The organism is Burkholderia sp. 22PA0099, from assembly GCF_047497165.1.
Taxonomy (GTDB): Bacteria; Pseudomonadota; Gammaproteobacteria; order Burkholderiales; family Burkholderiaceae; genus Burkholderia.
Genome location: NZ_CP163165.1, coordinates 3,575,262 through 3,591,629, shown reverse-complemented (window position 1 = coordinate 3,591,629; position 16,368 = coordinate 3,575,262). Strand labels below are relative to the sequence as shown.

Below are 16,368 nucleotides of genomic sequence, written 5' to 3'. Positions count from 1 at the left end.
ACGGGGCGTCGGCCGCCCCGGCAAGGCTTCGGTGTTTACGCCGAGCGGCGCATCGGCCGCAGCGGCGCACCGGGTCAGGCCCCGCGCGCGATGCGGCGGCGGTTGCGGATCAGGCCGGCGGCCACCAGCACGAAGATCACCACGAAGGCGATCGCGGCCCAGCCCGGCAGCAGGACTCCGAAGATCGGCGGGTAGAGCGTTTCGCACAGGCCGGCGACCTTGAACATGACCGGGAACCAGGTGGCCGGCGGCAGGCTGTCGACGATCGGTTGCAGCGTGTCGAAGCCGCAGCTGAAGCCCGGGTGGAGCTGGATCTGCCAGTGGTGGAACGCGGTGCCGGCGCCGGCCGCGGCCGAGATCAGGATCAGTGCCTCGATCACCGCGAGGCTGCGCCAACTGCGCAGGCCGGTGCCGAGGAACGAGAAGATCGCAATCGCGGCGAAGAAGTAGCGCTGGATGATGCAAAGCGGGCACGGATCCTCGCCCTTGACGATCTGAAGGTACAGCGCGCCGGCCAGCAGCGCGACGCAGACGACGCCGAGCAGCGTCAGGAGGCGGCGCTCGCGGCGCAGCGACAGCGAGAAATCGTTCATCGGTGGTCGGTCCCGAAAATGGAGTCGTCGGATTCTAGCGCGAACGGGCGCGTCGTTCGGGGCGGCAATTTGGTGAATGCACCAAACCGGCGCGTGGCTGGCGGCGTGGTCAGGCGAGCGTCAGGGCGGCGCCCGTTCTCGTTCCTGTTCCAGGCCACGCGCCGCCCGGCGTTCAGCGGATCGTGGCCAGCACCGCTTCGACAGCTTGCCCGATCGCCAGCAGCGCGTCATCGCGATGTGGCGCGGCCGCGAGCATCAGCCCGACCGGTGCCGTATCGCGCGGATGGCAGGGCAGCGACAGCGCGCAGGCGTCGAGGAAGTTGAATGCGCTCGGATTGCGCAGGATCAGCGCGTTGGTGCGAGCGAACGCGTCGTCGTCATGTTCCAGATCGGCGAGGCGCGGCGGCACCACCGGCACGGTCGGCGCCAGCACGGCATCCACGCGCGGCCACAGCGTGCGCGCCGCCTCGTCGAGCACGGCCTCGCGCGCGGCGATCAGGTCGAGATAGTCGGCGGCGCTGGCCGGCTGGCCCTTCAGGATGCGCGTCAGCACGCGCGGGTCGTAGCGATCGGCATGCCGCGCCAGCAGCGGCCGGTGCCAGGCGTAGGCCTCGATCGACGAGAAGCCGAAGCGGTTGATCTCGGCGAGCCGGTCGAGCGGTGCGAAGCGCAGGTCCGACACGATCGCGCCGGCCGCTTCGAGATGCTTGAGCGCGGCGTCGAACGCGGCCGCGACCTCGGCATCCATGCCGTCCGTCACGTAATGGTTGAGCACGCCGAGCCGCACGCCTTCGAGCGGCCGGGCGGCCGGCACGCGCGGTTCGAGCCCCGCCAGGATTCGGTCGACCAACGCGCAGCAGGCGACCGAGATGCCGATCGGCCCGAACGAATCGAGCGTGGTCGACAGCGGCACGCCGCCCGTGCGCGGCACGCGGCTGGCGGTCGGCTTGAAGCCCGTCAGGCCGCACAACGCGGCCGGAATCCGGATCGAGCCGCCGGTATCGGTGCCGAGCGCCACGGCCGCCATCCCATCCGCCACCGACGCCGCCGCGCCCGACGACGAGCCGCCTGCCACCCGCGCGTCGCCGGCCACACCGCGCCGGTACGGCGAGCGGGGCGTGCCGTAGTGCGGATTGAGGCCGAGGCCCGAGAACGCGAATTCGCTCATGTTGGTACGGCCGACGATGACCGCGCCGGCGCGGCGCAGCCGGGCGACCACGGGCGCATCGGCCTCGGCCGGCGGCGCGTCGTCGAGCGCGATCGACCCGGCGCGCGTGACCTGGCCGGCCACGTCGAACAGGTCCTTGACCGATACCGGGATGCCGGCCAGCGGAGAGAGCACCGTGCCGGCCGCGCGCAGGCGGTCGTGGGCGTCGGCGGTGGTGCGCGCCGCGTCGGCATCTACGCCGAGGAACGCGACGGCGCCCTGGCCGTCGGGCGAGGCGATGCGTTCGAGCGCGGTATCGACGAGCGTACGGCTGGTTGTGCGTCCGGCGGCGAGATCGGCGGCCAGCGTGGCGAGCGGTGGGAACGGGGCGAAAGTGGTCATGGCGGCGTCGGGTCGGAAGGCGGGGGGACGGCGCCGCGTGGCGGCACCGGCTTGCTGGCTGATGATAGTAGGGGCATCGATTTCGTGCGTCCAGCCAGCCGAATGGCCGATGTGAAGCAGCGTCGCGCAAGGCGATGCGGGCGCGACCGCCAATCGCCCGCGAATCGATCGGCATCGGGGGCGATTTGCCGCTGATCCGGTACTGACGGATAATGAATCTTCGTCTAACCCTCGCGTGACAGACGCGCCAGACCCTCGTCATGAGCGAAAACACGCCTTCCGCAGCACCGTCCGGCCCGCGTCCGGACCTCTCCACGGCCGCCGACGCGGCCTCCCAGAATCCCGCCGCCGCCCCGGCTCCCGAGCCGCCCAAGCCATCGCCGGCCGCGTTTGCCGCTCAGGTGCCGGCTGCCCAGGACGTGCCGGCCGATCCCGTTCCGGTGCCCGTGAGCGTCGAAATCGTCGATCCGGCCGCGGTGCCGCCGCCCGGCGCCGACGCGGCCGCGAGCGGCGCTCAACAGGCCCGGCCCGGCGCGCCGCCGCCCGGTTTCGGCGCGGCGCCCGATTTCGAGACGGCTCGCCCGCCGCCGGCTGCCGCCGGTCAGACGCAGCCACCACCCGCTTACCTGAAGCAGAGCGACACGCCGTGGTCGGTGTTCGGCCGCATCGTCGCCGCGCGCGCCCGGCGGCTGTTCGACCGCGCGGGGCAGCGGATCACGCAACGCACCTTGCGCATCGGCGTGTCGGCGCGCATCTTCCACCCGGAGCCCGGCGCGGCCGGCCTGCGCGGCAAGACGCTGCAATATCTCGAGGAATCGATCGCGCACTGGGTGATGTCGCGCGACGTGCTGGTGTTCATGATCCCGACCGTCGGCCATCAGGGCATGCTGCACCCGAGCAACATCCGCCTGCGCGATTACGCCAAGCACCTCGACGGGCTGCTGCTGCAAGGCGGCGCCGATGTCTCGCCGCAAACCTACGCGGCGTCCGACGCCCGCCCCGAATGGCCCGGCGATCGCGTGCGCGACATGTACGAGCTCGAGTTGCTGCACGAGTTCGTCGAGTCCGGCAAGCCGGTGCTCGGCGTGTGCCGCGGCGCCCAACTGATCAACGTCGCGTTCGGCGGCTCGCTGTATCAGGACATCGCCACCGACGTGCCGACGGCCGGCGTCCACGTCAGCGAGCACTACGATCAGCATCGCCATGCGATCCGCTTCCCCGACAATTCCACGCTCGCGAACATGTTTCCGGGCCGTCGCGAGGCGATCGTCAATTCGATCCATCATCAGGCGATCCGCGATCTCGGCCGCGACCTCAATATCGAGGCCGTGTCGGCCGAGGACGGCATCATCGAGGGCATCCGCTACCGCCGTGCGCCGTTCGTGGTGGGTGTGCAGTGGCACCCGGAGTTCCATCGTGCGGGTGGTTCAGAATTGCTCGACTGCACGCCGCTGCTCGACACGTTCCTGCGCGCCGCCCGCGAAACGCGGTTGTAAGCGGCAGCATTCTTGTCATGGCGCATCGATCCGGCCGGCCGCCACGCATTTGCGGGCGGCCGGTTTGTCGTTTCAGGCGATAATCGCGCGTCGTTCTACCAATCAGGAGCTTCAGCTTGAGCAAGCGCAGCAGGGTGGCCGGCATCGTCCGGGCGATGCCGTGGGTGGCGCTGTGCGTCCTCGCGTGGACGGGGCCTTCTATCGCGGCCGAACCGGCGGCGGCCGATGCGGTGGCGCAGGTGCAATCGAAGCCGCCCGTGGCCGGCACGCGCCCCGACGTCACGACGCTCACGCCCGACAACGGTGAAGGTGCGGCGGCGTCCTCGTCGCCGGACGCTTCGGCCGACGCGCAGGGTAACGTTGCCGAGATGATGCAGATGCTGCGCGATCACCAGCTCACGGAGATGCGTACCACCTACAACGGCAGCTACGGCGCGAGCATGCTGTTCTATCCGCGCGAGATGACCTATTACGTCGCGCTGTTCCAGGACAAGCACTTCTGGCGTGTCGTCAAATCGCAGGAGCGTCCGCGCGCGGAGATGATCTATCAGAACTTCTCCGATCAAACCGTCCAGTTGGCCGATCTCGAACTGCGCCGCACCGAGCTGGCCGCGCAGAAGCAGTTTCTGGAACGCGTGATCGGGCTGTCGGAGGATCACGCGAAGCGCCTGCAGGCCGATCTCGATATCGCCCGCACGCAGCGCACGCAGATCGACGAGCGGCAACGCACGGTGCAGAACGAAGCGAATGCGCTGGCCGTCGAGCAGCGTGCCTCGCAACTGCAACTGCGCGATCTCGAGCGCCAGGTGCGGCAGTTGCAGAAGCAGAACGAGCGCGGGTTGTCGCCGGTGAAGAAGTAGGGCGAGCGCAACGGCCCGATGGCGGCGGGCATGCAACGCGCTCGCCGTCGATTCTAACGATTTCCTTTCTTTAGACGAACTTCTTGCGCATTTTGTAAGTATTTAGCAAGAAAAATTCGCACGTCTCATCACTTCCCCGCATACCCCGCCGCAGCGAATCGCGCGACACTGCGCTACAGTCATGGCGCGCCGCCGCCGGCACGACCGAAGGCCGGACGCGACACGACGACACCACACGCCACGCGCAGCGCGCAGGCGTTCGACCGGGATACAACATGTCAACTGCGACCCACACGTCCGTCAATCAACAGGAATCCAAGTTCAGGACCGTCTTCCGCGTCGTCAGCGGCAACTTCCTGGAAATGTACGATTTCATGGTCTACGGCTATTACGCCTCGTCGATCGCCAAGACCTATTTCCCGAGCGGCGATGCGTTCGCCTCGCTGATGCTGGCGCTGTCGGTATTCGGCGCGGGCTTCCTGGTGCGCCCGATCGGCGCGATCGTGCTCGGCGCCTATATCGATCACCACGGCCGCCGCAAGGGCCTGATCCTGACGCTCGGCCTGATGGCGCTCGGCACGCTCGCGGTGGCCGTCGTGCCGGGCTACGGCACGATCGGCATGCTTGCGCCGATTCTCGTGCTGCTCGGCCGCTTGCTGCAGGGCTTCTCGGCCGGGGTCGAGCTGGGTGGCGTATCGGTCTACCTGTCGGAGATCGCGACCAAGGGCAACAAGGGCTTCTACACGGCCTGGCAATCGGGTAGCCAGCAAGTCGCGGTGGTATTCGCGGCGCTGGTGGGCGTGCTGCTGCACAGCCTGCTGCCGGTCGAGGACATGACGTCTTGGGGCTGGCGCGTGCCGTTCCTGATCGGTTGCCTGATCGTGCCGTTCCTGTTCCTGATCCGCCGCTCGCTGAAGGAAACCGACGAGTTCCTGGCCAAGCGCCATCGTCCGTCGATGGGCGAGATCATGCAGTCGATGCTGAAGAACTGGGGCGTGGTACTGGGCGGCATGGGCATGGTCATCATGACCACCGTGTCGTTCTACATGATCACGGCCTACACGCCGACGTTCGGCAAGGAAGTGCTGCATCTGTCGTCGATCGACGCGCTGGTGGTGACGGTGTGCGTGGGCCTGTCGAACCTGGTCTGGCTGCCGGTGTGGGGCAGCATCTCCGACCGCATCGGCCGCCGCCCGGTGCTGATCACCTTCACGGTGCTGACGCTGCTGACGGCCTATCCGGCCGTGCAGTGGCTGGTGGCCGATCCGTCGTTCGTGCGGCTGCTGATCGTCGAGCTGTGGCTGTCGTTCCTGTACGGCTCTTACAACGGCGCGATGGTGGTGGCGCTGACCGAAGTGATGCCGGCCGATGTGCGCACGGCGGGCTTCTCGCTGGCCTACAGCCTGGCGACCACGATCGGCGGCTTCACGCCGGCGATCTCGACGCTGCTGATCCACGAAACCGGCAACAAGGCCGCGCCGGGCCTGTGGCTCGCGGTGGCCGCGATCTGCGGCCTGATCGCGACGCTGGTGCTGTATCGCACCCAGGAGGCGCGCCAGCAATACAAGGCGAGTTGAGAATGGCGCGGGCCGCGGCCCGCTGCGATTGAACCCGACGAGAGAAGGGAGCGCCGAGGCGCTCCCTTTTTCGTTGTGCATACGGTGGCCGGATCTTGCCCGGCACGACGACGCCCCTCAACCGGCCGCGACGCTCGCGGCCACGGCGGCGACCACCGGCGCCCAATCGCCCGGCGACGGCTGGCGGAACAGATTCGCGCGCCGATACCACGGACTGTCGCTACCCGTGAACCAGCGCCAGTCGGCCGCGAACGCGAGCATCAGCCAGAGCGGCTTGCCGAGCGCGCCGGTCAGGTGGGCGACGGCGGTGTCGATCGACACGACGCCGTCGAGACGGTCGATCAGTGCGGCGGTGGCGGCGAAATCGTCGAGGCCGTCGACGGTGCGGATGCGGGCGCGCTGCGGATGCGCATCGAGCGCGGCGCGATCGGCCGGCGACAGATCGGGCTGCAGCACGATCCAGTCGATACCGGGAATGTCGAACAGCGGTGCGAGCGCGGCGAGCGGTGCGGCGCGGTTTTCCTGCACCTGACGCCGCCCCGACCAGACGATGCCGAGCTTGCGCCGCGACTGCCCGCCGAGCGAGCCGCGAAAGCGTCGCCGCGCGGCGTCGGGCACCCTCAGATATGACGTGGGGGCCGGAATCTCGTCGAAACCGAGGCCGAGCGCATAGGGCAGGCTCAACAGCGAGCACGCCAGATCGGCTTCGATACGCTGCCGCCCCTGCGCGACGACCGATACGCGCCAGGGCTTCGCGAGCGGCTCGATCAGCGGCAGCAGCGCCGGCTGCACTTCGAGCACGAGCCGCGCGCAGCGCTCGCGTGCGAGCGGCACGAAGCGCACGAACTGCAGCGTGTCGCCGAAGCCCTGCTCGGCGCGCACGAGCAGCGTGCGCGAGGCGACCGGTTCGCCACGCCAGCGCGGCAGCGCACCGGCGTCGGACACCCCGGGCAGCGCGTGGCGCGCTTCGTACTCGGGCAGGCCGCGCGCGAAATCGCGCAGCGTCAGCAGCGTGACGGCGCGATGCATGCGCGCCAGCGTGTGATCGGGCGCGAGCCGCAGCGCCTGATCGAACGCGCGCAACGCCAGCTCGTGCGCCCCGAGTGCATGGTGCGCGGTGCCCAGATTGAGCCACGCCGGCACCAGCGACGGATCGAGGCCCACGGCGCGCTCGTAGCGCGTGCGCGCCTCGCCATGACGGCCGAGCGCAGCCAGCGCATTGCCGAGGCCGAGCAGCGCGAGCGGGAACGCCGGATGCAACGCGAGCACGGCTTCGAACGCACGGATGGCCTCGTCGTGGCGGCCGATCGCGTCGAGCGTGTTGCCGAGGTTGAAGTGGGCGGCGGCGAAGCCCGGCTCGGCGTCGAGCGCGGCGCGGAAATGCGCCAGCGCCTCGTCGGCCTGGCCGAGCGCGGCCAGCGCCATGCCGAGATTGTTGTGCGCGCCTGCATGGCCCGGGCGAAGCGCCAGCGCACGGCGGAACGCGGCGAACGCTTCGTCGTGACGGCCGAGCGCGTTCAGTGCATTGCCGAGGTTGTTGTGGATCGACGCGTCGCCGGGCGAGAGCCGCAGCGCACGTTCGAACGCGTCGGCGGCATCCTCGTGGCGTTCCTGGGCGGCATAGGCGTTGCCCAGGTTGTAATGGGCGAGCGAGAAATCCGGCGCGAGCGTCAGCGCGTTGCGGAACCGGTCGATGGCGTCGTCGATGCGGCCCAGCGCGCGCAGCGCGTTGCCGAGGTTCAGGTGCAACGCAGCATCGTTCGGGCGCAAGGCGACCGCGCGGCCGACCAGATCGGCCGCTTCCTGGTTCTGTCCCTGCTGATGACGCAACACGCCGAACAGATGCAGTGCATCGGCATCGGACGGATTGGCGACGAGTGCGGCGCGGTAGTCGCGCTCGGCCTCCATGAGGCGGCCGGCCCGGTGCGCCGCGAACGCGCGATCGAAAACGGATTCCATGACGCAAAGCTGGCGAGAAAGACGCATTTTCCCATACCGCACGTCGTGCTTGTCCATTTCGGCCATTCGGCCTATGGATGGCGTGCGGCGGCCGGCGTAGACTGATTCCCGTCTTGGATCGCGGAGGTCGACATGCTTGCCGTTCCGCTGGATATCGCCCCGGTGCTGATCGTCGGTGCCGGCCCCACCGGCCTGGCCGCCGCGCTTGCGCTGGCCCGTGCCAAGGTGCCCGTGCGCCTCATCGATCAGGCCATGCAGCCGGCCCGCCATTCGCGCGCCATCGGCATTCAGGCGCGCACGCTCGAACTGTTCGAGCAGCACCGTATCGTCGAGCCGTTTCTCGCACGCGGCCATCGTGCCCGCGTCGCGCATCTGCATTCGGAAGGACGGCGCATCGCCGAGCTCGATTTCGATCCGCTGCAAACGCGCTATCCGTATCTGCTGATGCTCGACCAGACGGATACCGAACGCATCCTCGCCGAGCACCTCGCATCGTTCGGGGTGCTGATCGAGCGCGGTGTCAGGCTGGTGCGTATCCGGCAGGACGGCGGCAGCGTGCAGGCCATGTTGCAGCGCGAGGGTGGCGGCGAGGAAAGCGTCGAGCCGTCGTATGTGGTCGCGGCCGACGGCGCGCACAGCACGCTGCGGCATCTGCTTGGCTCCGGGTTCGCCGGGCAGGCCTTCGAGCAAACCTTCCTGCTGGCCGATGTGGCGGCCGAGCCGGGCTGGCCCGATGACGAGATCCGCCTGTACGCCACCCACGAAGGGTTGGCCGGCATGCTGCCGCTCGGCCAGGGGCGCTACCGGATCGTGGCCGACCGGCCGCCGCCCGATGCGCAGGGTGAGGAAGGCGCGAGCGCACCGTCGCTCGACCTCTGCCGCGCGATCGTGCGCACGCGCATCGACGCGCAACTGACGATCGACGATCTCGCGTGGTCCTCGTACTTCCACCTGCACAGCCGCATGATCGAACGCCTGCGCATCGGCCGCGTGCTGTTCGCGGGGGATGCCGCGCACGTGCACAGCCCGGCCGGCGCGCAGGGCATGAATACCGGCATCCAGGAAGCGTTCAATCTCGGCTGGAAGCTCGCGCGCGTGCTGACGGGCGGTGCGCCCGAGGGGCTGCTCGACACGTATCACGCCGAGCGCCATCCGATCGAGCGCGACGTGCTGCGGCAAACCAGCTTCATCACGCAGGTCGTGGAGGCCGATCACGGGCCGCTGAAGCTGTTGCGCGAGCATGTGGTGCCGGTGCTGGCCTCGCTCGGGCCGGTGCGCGACGCGCTGCGCCGCTCGGTCAGCGAGCTGGCCGTGCAGTACCGCAAAAGCTCGCTCACGCTCGAACGCGTGCTCGACGGCGGCCCGCGCGCCGGCGAACGCGCGCCCGATGCGCTGCTGCATGTGCTCGACGGGCCGCTCGGCCAGGCGCCCGGCGTGGCGCGGCTGTTCGATCTGCACGATCCGGCGCACTTCACGTTGCTGCTGATCGAGGCGGACGGCGCTTCATCAGCGGCCGAAGCCGCGGAACATAAAGGGAACGGCAAGGCCGAAACGCACGGCGACGGCCCGGCGCTCGCGGCCGCGCTCGACCGTCTGATGCCGGGCGCGATCCGCACCTGGCGCGTGACCGATGCCGGCAGCACAGGCGAGGACGGCGCACCGCCGCTCGGCGATGCCTATGGCCACACGCGCGGCTGCTTCTATTTGCTGAGGCCCGACGGCTATCTGGCGGCGCGCGGGCGCAGCGCTTCCGACGGCCATGCGCTGCTCAGGCACTGCGAGACGTGGTTTGCCGCCGTGAACCGAGGGCTGAGCAACCGTCTTGTGAGTCAAGCGATATGAAAGTCGGGATTCCAGTCGACGCGATGTTTTGCGACGGCATTGATGATCGTCAGCAGCTTGCGCATGGCGGCGACCAAAGCGACTTTCTTTCGCGTGCCTGCGAGGACGAGACGTTGGTAGTACTCGCGCAGCACAGGGTTGTAGCGCACGCCAGTGAGCGTGGCCATGTACAGGGTGCGACGCACGTCGGCGCGTCCGCCCCAGATGCTGCGCTGACCGCGCATGAGCCCCGAATCGCGATTCAGCGGCGCCACGCCGACCAGTGCTGCGATGCGTCTGCGATCGAGCTTGCCCAGTTCGGGCAGCTCGGCGAGCAGCACGGCGACGCTGGTCGAGCCGATGCCAGGCACGCTGCGCAACGTGCGCGCCAGTTCGGCATGATGATGCGCAACGTGCGCGGCGACCTCGGTATCGCTGTCGTCGAGCTCCTTTTTGAGGAAATCGATGACGCGTTCGAGGCTGGCCCGGGCTGCAGCATGGGCAAGCCGCAAGCGTTGTCGCTCGCCGGTGATCATCTGGACCAGTTGCCGACGCCGCAGCACCAGGGCTTGAAGCCGCTGGAGTTCGGCATCGGCAAGCGGTTTGACGAAACGCTCGCGCTCGGGATGCTGGTGCAGCACGCGAGCGAAGGCGGCCAGCATCCTGGCGTCGAGCGCATCGGTCTTGGCCAGCACGCCCATGGCTCGCGCAAAGTCGCGCGCCATGCGAGGGTTGACCACGGCGACGGCCAGGCCCACGGCTTGAAGTGCGCACGCAGCCTCGAACTCGTAGCCGCCGGTGGCCTCCAGCACGATCAGCGCCGGCTGAAGTTCACGCAATTGACTGACCAGTTGTTCGATGCCGGCCGCGTCGTTGGTTGCCTGCCACGTCGCAGTTTGCGTGCTGGTGGCCACCTCCAGCGTCCGGCTCGACACATCGATTCCCACGAAAACAGTATCGGACACGTCCCTTCGCTCCCATCCTTGTTTATGCGAACTCTACATTCCTACAACCGTTCGGGCTGCAAGAAAGGACGGTCCAACCCGGGCGCCCAGTGCTCAGTCACGGGCTTCGTGTTTCAACCCAGAGGCCGCTCGGGCTACCCGAGTTGGTCCGAGGCTTAAAGATACAAGGCCGGCGCAGTGAGCGCGGCTGGGGGAAATTGAAATAGCGGAAAGGGTGGGTATGCCGGGCGGCAGCGGCAATGCAATCCGCCGCCGCCCGGTATCCGTCACACCGCCGGCGAGGTCGCCGGTTCGAGCGCGGTGCGATGCTTGACGAGCGCCTCGCGCACGATCGGCTCGATCGAGAGGAACGCTTCGCCCTCGGGTTCGTCGAGCGTGGCGAGCAGCGTGCGGCGCATGCGCGGTTCCCAGAAGCGCCGGATGTGATCGGCGATGCCGTCGATGGCTTCGGGGCGATCGGGCATCGAACCGAAGAACGTGCCGATCTGGTTGGCCATCGTGATCAGGTTGTCGACTTTCATCGTGCGTGGCGCCTCACTTGCCCGAGCCGGCCGGCACGGCCGCTTCGCGCTGTTGCAGCAGGTCGATCTGCTCGGCATTGAAGCGCGAATACTGGCGCTGCCATTCCGAGGGCTGCGTGACCGGCAACACCTGCACCGCCGTCACCTTGTACTCGGGGCAGTTGGTCGCCCAGTCCGAGCTGTCGGTCGTGATCACGTTCGCACCCGATTCCGGGAAGTGGAACGTGGTGTACACCACGCCCGGCTGCATCCGGTCGGACACCAGCGCGCGCAGCACCGTCTGCCCCGAGCGCGATTCGATGCCGACCCAGTCGCCCGTGTGGATGCCGCGTTCCTCGGCGTCGTGCGGGTGAATTTCGAGCCGGTCCTCGTCGTGCCAGTGGACGTTCTCGGTGCGGCGCGTCTGCGCGCCCACGTTGTACTGCGACAGGATCCGGCCGGTGGTCAGGATCAACGGGTAGCGGGTGTTGACCTTTTCCGGCGAGGCCACGAACTGCGTGATCACGAAGCGGCCCTTGCCGCGCACGAAACTGTCGATGTGCATGGTCGGCGTGCCTTCTGGCGCCGCGTCGTTGCACGGCCACTGGATGCTGCCGAGCCGGTCGAGCTTTTCGTACGACACGCCCGAGAAGGTCGGCGTGAGCGCGGCGATCTCGTCCATGATTTCCGACGGGTGCGCATAGTCCATCTCGTAGCCGAGCGCGCGGGCCAGCTTCAGCGTCACTTCCCAGTCGGCATAGCCGGCCAGCGGCGGCATCACGCGGCGCACGCGCGAGATGCGGCGTTCGGCGTTGGTGAACGTGCCGTCCTTTTCGAGGAAGGTCGCGCCGGGCAGCAGCACGTGCGCGTACTTCGCGGTTTCGTTCAGGAAGATGTCCTGCACGACGATGCATTCCATCGACGACAGCGCGGCGGCCACGTGTTGCGTGTTCGGGTCCGACTGGACGATGTCCTCGCCCTGGCAGTACAGGCCCTTGAAGCTGCCGTCGAGCGCGGCCTCGAACATGTTCGGGATGCGCAGGCCCGGTTCGGGCTGCAGCGTGGCCGACCAGGCGGCCTCGAACTGCGCGCGCACGGTGGCGTCGCCGATATGGCGGTAGCCGGGCAGCTCGTGCGGGAACGAGCCCATGTCGCACGAGCCCTGCACGTTGTTCTGGCCGCGCAGCGGGTTCACGCCCACGCCTTCGCGGCCCACGTTGCCGGTGGCCATCGCGAGGTTCGCGATGCCCATCACCATCGTCGAGCCTTGCGCGTGTTCGGTCACGCCGAGGCCGTAGTAGATCGCGGCGTTGCCGCCCGTGGCGTACAGCCGCGCGGCCATGCGCACCTGCTCGGCCGGCACGCCGGTGATCGCCTCGTTCGCTTCCGGCGAGTTCTCCTCGCGGGCGGCGAACGCGCGCCAATCCTCGAACGCGCGCGTCTCGCAGCGCTCGGCGATATAGGCGGCGTCGAACAGTTGCTCGGTAACGATCACGTGCGCCAGCGAATTGATCATCGCGACGTTGGTGCCGGGGCGCAGTTGCAGGTGATGCTGGGCCTTTATGTGCGCGCTGTCGACGATGTCGATGCGGCGCGGGTCGATCACCACGAGCTTCGCGCCTTCGCGGATGCGTCGTTTCAGGCGCGAGCCGAACACCGGGTGGCCGTCGGTCGGGTTGGCGCCGATCACCACCACCACGTCGGCCTTCGCGACCGAGGCGAAGGTCTGCGTGCCGGCCGATTCGCCGAGCGTCGTCTTCAGGCCATAGCCGGTTGGCGAGTGGCACACGCGCGCGCAGGTGTCGACGTTGTTGTTGCCGAACGCGGCGCGCACCAGCTTCTGCACGAGGTAGGTTTCCTCGTTGGTGCAGCGCGACGACGTAATGCCGCCGATCGAATCGCGGCCGTATTTTTCCTGCAGCTTGCGGAATTGCGAGGCCGCGTAGTTCAGCGCCTCGTCCCAGCTCACTTCGCGCCACGGGTCGGTGATCTTCTCGCGGATCATCGGTTTCGTGATGCGGTCCTTGTGGGTGGCGTAACCCCAGGCGAAGCGGCCCTTCACGCAGGCGTGGCCTTCGTTGGCGAGGCCGTTCTTGTGCGGCGTCATGCGCACTACCTGCGAGCCCTTCATCTCGGCCTTGAACGAGCAGCCCACGCCGCAATAGGCGCAGGTCGTCACCACCGAGTGCTCGGCCTGGCCGAGGAACGTCACGCTCTTTTCCTGCAGCGTCGCGGTCGGGCAGGCGGCCACGCAGGCGCCGCACGACACGCACTCCGATTCCATGAACGACTGGCTTTCGCCCGCCGACACGCGCGACTCGAAGCCGCGGCCCGAGATCGTCAGCGCGAACGTGCCCTGGGTTTCCTCGCAGGCGCGCACGCAGCGGTTGCAGACGATGCACTTCGACGGGTCGTAGCTGAAGTACGGGTTCGACTCGTCTTTCTTGGCCTTGAGGTGGTTGTCGCCGTCGAAGCCGTAGCGCACTTCGCGCAGGCCCACCACGCCGGCCATGTCCTGCAGTTCGCAGTCGCCGTTGGCGGGGCAGGTCAGGCAGTCGAGCGGGTGATCGGAGATGTACAGCTCCATCACGTTGCGGCGCAGGTCTTGCAGGCGGTTGCTTTGCGTGCGCACCTTCATGCCGGCTTCGGCCGGCGTGGTGCACGACGCGGGGGTGCCGCGGCGGCCTTCGATCTCGACCAGGCAGAGCCGGCACGAGCCGAACGGTTCGAGCGAATCGGTGGCGCACAGCTTCGGCACGTGCACGCCGGCCTCGATCGCCGCGCGCATCACCGAAGTGCCGGCCGGCACCGTGACGGCCTGGCCGTCGATTTCGAGCGTGATGTCGGTATCGGCGTGCCGGAACGGCGTGCCGTAGTCGGTATCGTCGAACGGGTCGCGGCGTTGAGCGGCGCTCTTGCAGGCGCAGTTGCCGGAACCGCAGCCGCCCACGGGGGCGGAGGAATCGAATGCTTGGGTGGACATGGTTGAGTCTCCTGTCAGGCCGCGGCCTTGGCGGCCGGGGTCGCGGCGCCGGCGAGGCCGAAATCTTCGGGGAAGTGATCGAGGGCCGAGATCACCGGGTAGGGCGTCATGCCGCCCATCGCACACAGCGAGCCGGCCATCATCGTGTCGCAGAGGTCGCGCAGCAGGCGTACCTGCCGCTCCGACGTATCGCCGTTGCGGATTCGCGCGATCGTTTCGACGCCGCGCGTCGAGCCGATCCGGCACGGCGTGCACTTGCCGCACGATTCGTGGACGCAGAACTGCATCGCGTATTGGGCGAGGTCGGCCAGGTTCGAGGTGTCGTCGTGCAGCACGATGCCGCCGTGACCCACCACGGCGCCCACTGCCGCATAGGCTTCGTAGTCGAGCGGGATATCCCACTGATGCTCGGGCAGGTAGGTGCCGAGCGGGCCGCCCACCTGGGCCGCGCGCGCCGGCCGGCCGCTGGCCGTGCCGCCGCCGAAATCGAACAGCAGCTCGCGCAGCGTCACGCCGAACGCCAGCTCGACGAGGCCGCCCTGGCGGATGTTGCCGGCCAGTTGGAACGGCAACGTGCCGCGCGAACGGCCCATGCCGTAGTCGCGGTAGAACGCCGCGCCGCGCGCGAAGATGATCGGCGTGGTGGCGAGCGTGATGACGTTGTTGATGACGGTCGGCTGGCCGTGCAGGCCTTGCAACGCGGGCAGCGGCGGCTTCGCGCGCACCACGCCGCGTTTGCCTTCGAGCGATTCGAGCAGGGCGGTTTCCTCGCCGCACACGTAGGCGCCGGCGCCCTTGGCCACGGCCAGCTCGAACGCGTGGCCCGAGCCGAGCACGCTGTCGCCGAGCCAGCCGGCCGCGCGGGCGCGCACGATCGCTTCGTCGAGCGCCGCGATCGCGTGCGGGTATTCGCTGCGCACGTAGATATGGCCCTGCGTCGCACCCGTCACGATGCCGGCGATGATCATCCCTTCGATCAGGCAGTACGGGTCGCTTTCCATCACGAGGCGGTCCGAGAACGTGCCCGAATCGCCTTCGTCGGCATTGCAGACGATGTACTTCTGCGCCGCCTTGGCCTGACGCACCGTGCGCCATTTGATGCCGGCCGGGAACGCCGCGCCGCCACGGCCGCGCAGGCCCGATTCGATCAGCTCCTCGCAGGCGGCCGCGCCGTCGAGCGTCAGCGCGCGACGCAGGCCGTCGAGGCCGCCGTGCGCGACGTAATCGTCGATCGACAAGGGATCGGTGATGCCGATGCGCGCGAAAGTCAGGCGTTGTTGCTTCTTCAGGTAGGGCAGGTCGTCGACCACGCCGACGTGCGACGGATGCGCGCCGCCTTCGAGCCAGCCGGCGTCGAACAGCGAGCCCACATCGCGTGCCGATAGATTCGCGTAGCCGACGCGGCCCGCTTCGGTCGCCACTTCCACGAGCGGTTCGAGCCAGAGCAGGCCGCGCGAGCCGTTGCGGACCAGTTCGATCGCCACGCCGCGCGCGGCGGCTTCGGCGGCAATCGCACGGGCCAGCGCCTCGGCGCCCATCGCCAGCGCGGCGGAATCGCGCGGCACGTAAATGCGGACGGGGGCTTGGCTCATGCCGGCTCCTTCGTGGTGGCTTCGGCGAGCAGCGCGTCGAAACGCGCCGGCGTCATGCGCGCGTGCGGTTCGTCGTTGATCATGGCGGCGGGCGATTGGGCGCAGAATCCGAGGCAATAGACGGATTCGAGCGCGACGTCGCCGTGATGCTCGCCGTCGATGCGGCAGCCGGTGCGCGTCTGGGCGTGCGCGACCAGCGCTTCGCCGCCGAGGCTGCGACACGCTTCGGCGCGGCACAGCTGGATCGTCACGCGCGCGGGCGGCGTGGTGCGGAAGTGGTGGTAGTAGGTCAGCACGCCGTGAACTTCGGCGCGCGACAGGTTCAGGGCTTTCGCGAGCAGCGGCACGCAGCCTTCCGGCACATAGCCGGCTTCATCCTGAATGGCGTGCAGGATCGCGACGAGGGATTGACCGGCGCGCGCATGTCGCGAGACAAGCGCGTCCGCTGAAACGGGGGATGGGGACATCCGTGC

At 68.6% G+C, this 16,368-nt stretch carries 12 protein-coding genes; 4 read left to right on the top strand and 8 right to left on the bottom strand.

Translation table 11 applies throughout. From position 1 onward, the window contains the following. Nucleotides 1-74 precede the first annotated feature (74 nt). The gene (locus AB4851_RS31285; protein WP_414450169.1) at nt 75-593 is read right to left on the bottom strand and encodes a disulfide bond formation protein B; all 519 of its coding nucleotides are present in this window, start codon (nt 591-593) and stop codon (nt 75-77) included. A gap of 172 nt (nt 594-765) precedes the next feature. Further along, on the bottom strand, nt 766-2,142 hold the full coding sequence (locus AB4851_RS31280; protein ID WP_414450168.1) for an amidase: 1,377 nt from the start codon (nt 2,140-2,142) through the stop codon (nt 766-768). 260 nt (nt 2,143-2,402) lie between these two features. On the opposite strand from AB4851_RS31280, the gene AB4851_RS31275 reads away from it, so the two are divergent. From AB4851_RS31275 to AB4851_RS31265, 3 genes are all read left to right on the top strand, one after another. Beyond that, nucleotides 2,403-3,638, top strand: a complete 1,236-nt coding sequence (locus AB4851_RS31275; RefSeq protein ID WP_414450167.1) for a gamma-glutamyl-gamma-aminobutyrate hydrolase family protein — start codon at nt 2,403-2,405, stop codon at nt 3,636-3,638. Nucleotides 3,639-3,754: 116 nt separating this feature from the next. Beyond that, nucleotides 3,755-4,498: a DUF2968 domain-containing protein gene (locus tag AB4851_RS31270; RefSeq protein ID WP_414450166.1), complete on the top strand. Its 744-nt coding sequence runs from the start codon at nt 3,755-3,757 to the stop codon at nt 4,496-4,498. A gap of 275 nt (nt 4,499-4,773) precedes the next feature. Further along, complete coding sequence (locus AB4851_RS31265; protein WP_414450165.1) at nt 4,774-6,075, top strand: MFS transporter; 1,302 nt, start codon at nt 4,774-4,776, stop codon at nt 6,073-6,075. Between the two features lie 117 nt (nt 6,076-6,192). On the opposite strand, the gene AB4851_RS31260 is transcribed toward AB4851_RS31265, so the two are convergent. Beyond that, nucleotides 6,193-8,034 carry a tetratricopeptide repeat protein gene (locus AB4851_RS31260; RefSeq protein ID WP_414450164.1) on the bottom strand — a complete coding sequence of 614 codons (1,842 nt, stop codon included), beginning with the start codon at nt 8,032-8,034 and terminating at the stop codon, nt 6,193-6,195. 132 nt (nt 8,035-8,166) lie between these two features. On the opposite strand from AB4851_RS31260, the gene AB4851_RS31255 reads away from it, so the two are divergent. Further along, nucleotides 8,167-9,876: an FAD-dependent monooxygenase gene (locus AB4851_RS31255; RefSeq protein WP_414450163.1), complete on the top strand. Its 1,710-nt coding sequence runs from the start codon at nt 8,167-8,169 to the stop codon at nt 9,874-9,876. On the opposite strand, the gene AB4851_RS31250 is transcribed toward AB4851_RS31255, so the two are convergent. From AB4851_RS31250 to AB4851_RS31230, 5 genes are all read right to left on the bottom strand, one after another. After that, complete coding sequence (locus AB4851_RS31250) at nt 9,864-10,820, bottom strand: IS110 family transposase (RefSeq protein WP_414450162.1); 957 nt, start codon at nt 10,818-10,820, stop codon at nt 9,864-9,866. The two genes, AB4851_RS31255 and AB4851_RS31250, sit on opposite strands and share 13 nt — an antisense overlap. 266 nt (nt 10,821-11,086) lie before the next feature. Then, nucleotides 11,087-11,341, bottom strand: a complete 255-nt coding sequence (locus tag AB4851_RS31245; protein WP_414450161.1) for a formate dehydrogenase subunit delta — start codon at nt 11,339-11,341, stop codon at nt 11,087-11,089. A 13-nt stretch (nt 11,342-11,354) separates the two neighbouring features. Further along, on the bottom strand, nt 11,355-14,303 hold the full coding sequence (gene fdhF / locus AB4851_RS31240; protein WP_414450160.1) for a formate dehydrogenase subunit alpha: 2,949 nt from the start codon (nt 14,301-14,303) through the stop codon (nt 11,355-11,357). A 14-nt stretch (nt 14,304-14,317) separates the two neighbouring features. Then, complete coding sequence (locus AB4851_RS31235) at nt 14,318-15,895, bottom strand: formate dehydrogenase beta subunit (protein ID WP_414444197.1); 1,578 nt, start codon at nt 15,893-15,895, stop codon at nt 14,318-14,320. Then, nucleotides 15,892-16,362, bottom strand: a complete 471-nt coding sequence (locus AB4851_RS31230; protein ID WP_414444198.1) for an NAD(P)H-dependent oxidoreductase subunit E — start codon at nt 16,360-16,362, stop codon at nt 15,892-15,894. The genes AB4851_RS31235 and AB4851_RS31230 overlap by 4 nt, the downstream gene beginning before the upstream one ends. Between the last annotated feature and the right edge of the window lie 6 nt (nt 16,363-16,368).

Excerpts from the sequence above, each read along its gene's own strand:
- AB4851_RS31285 (WP_414450169.1), bottom strand. The coding sequence starts at position 593 with ATGAACGATTTCTCGCTGTCGCTGCGCCGCGAGCGCCGCCTCCTGACG.
- AB4851_RS31280 (WP_414450168.1), bottom strand. The coding sequence starts at position 2,142 with ATGACCACTTTCGCCCCGTTCCCACCGCTCGCCACGCTGGCCGCCGAT.
- AB4851_RS31275 (WP_414450167.1), top strand. The coding sequence starts at position 2,403 with ATGAGCGAAAACACGCCTTCCGCAGCACCGTCCGGCCCGCGTCCGGAC.
- AB4851_RS31265 (WP_414450165.1), top strand. The coding sequence starts at position 4,774 with ATGTCAACTGCGACCCACACGTCCGTCAATCAACAGGAATCCAAGTTC.
- AB4851_RS31260 (WP_414450164.1), bottom strand. The coding sequence starts at position 8,034 with ATGGAATCCGTTTTCGATCGCGCGTTCGCGGCGCACCGGGCCGGCCGC.
- AB4851_RS31255 (WP_414450163.1), top strand. The coding sequence starts at position 8,167 with ATGCTTGCCGTTCCGCTGGATATCGCCCCGGTGCTGATCGTCGGTGCC.
- AB4851_RS31245 (WP_414450161.1), bottom strand. The coding sequence starts at position 11,341 with ATGAAAGTCGACAACCTGATCACGATGGCCAACCAGATCGGCACGTTC.
- fdhF (WP_414450160.1), bottom strand. The coding sequence starts at position 14,303 with ATGTCCACCCAAGCATTCGATTCCTCCGCCCCCGTGGGCGGCTGCGGT.
- AB4851_RS31235 (WP_414444197.1), bottom strand. The coding sequence starts at position 15,895 with ATGAGCCAAGCCCCCGTCCGCATTTACGTGCCGCGCGATTCCGCCGCG.
- AB4851_RS31230 (WP_414444198.1), bottom strand. The coding sequence starts at position 16,362 with ATGTCCCCATCCCCCGTTTCAGCGGACGCGCTTGTCTCGCGACATGCG.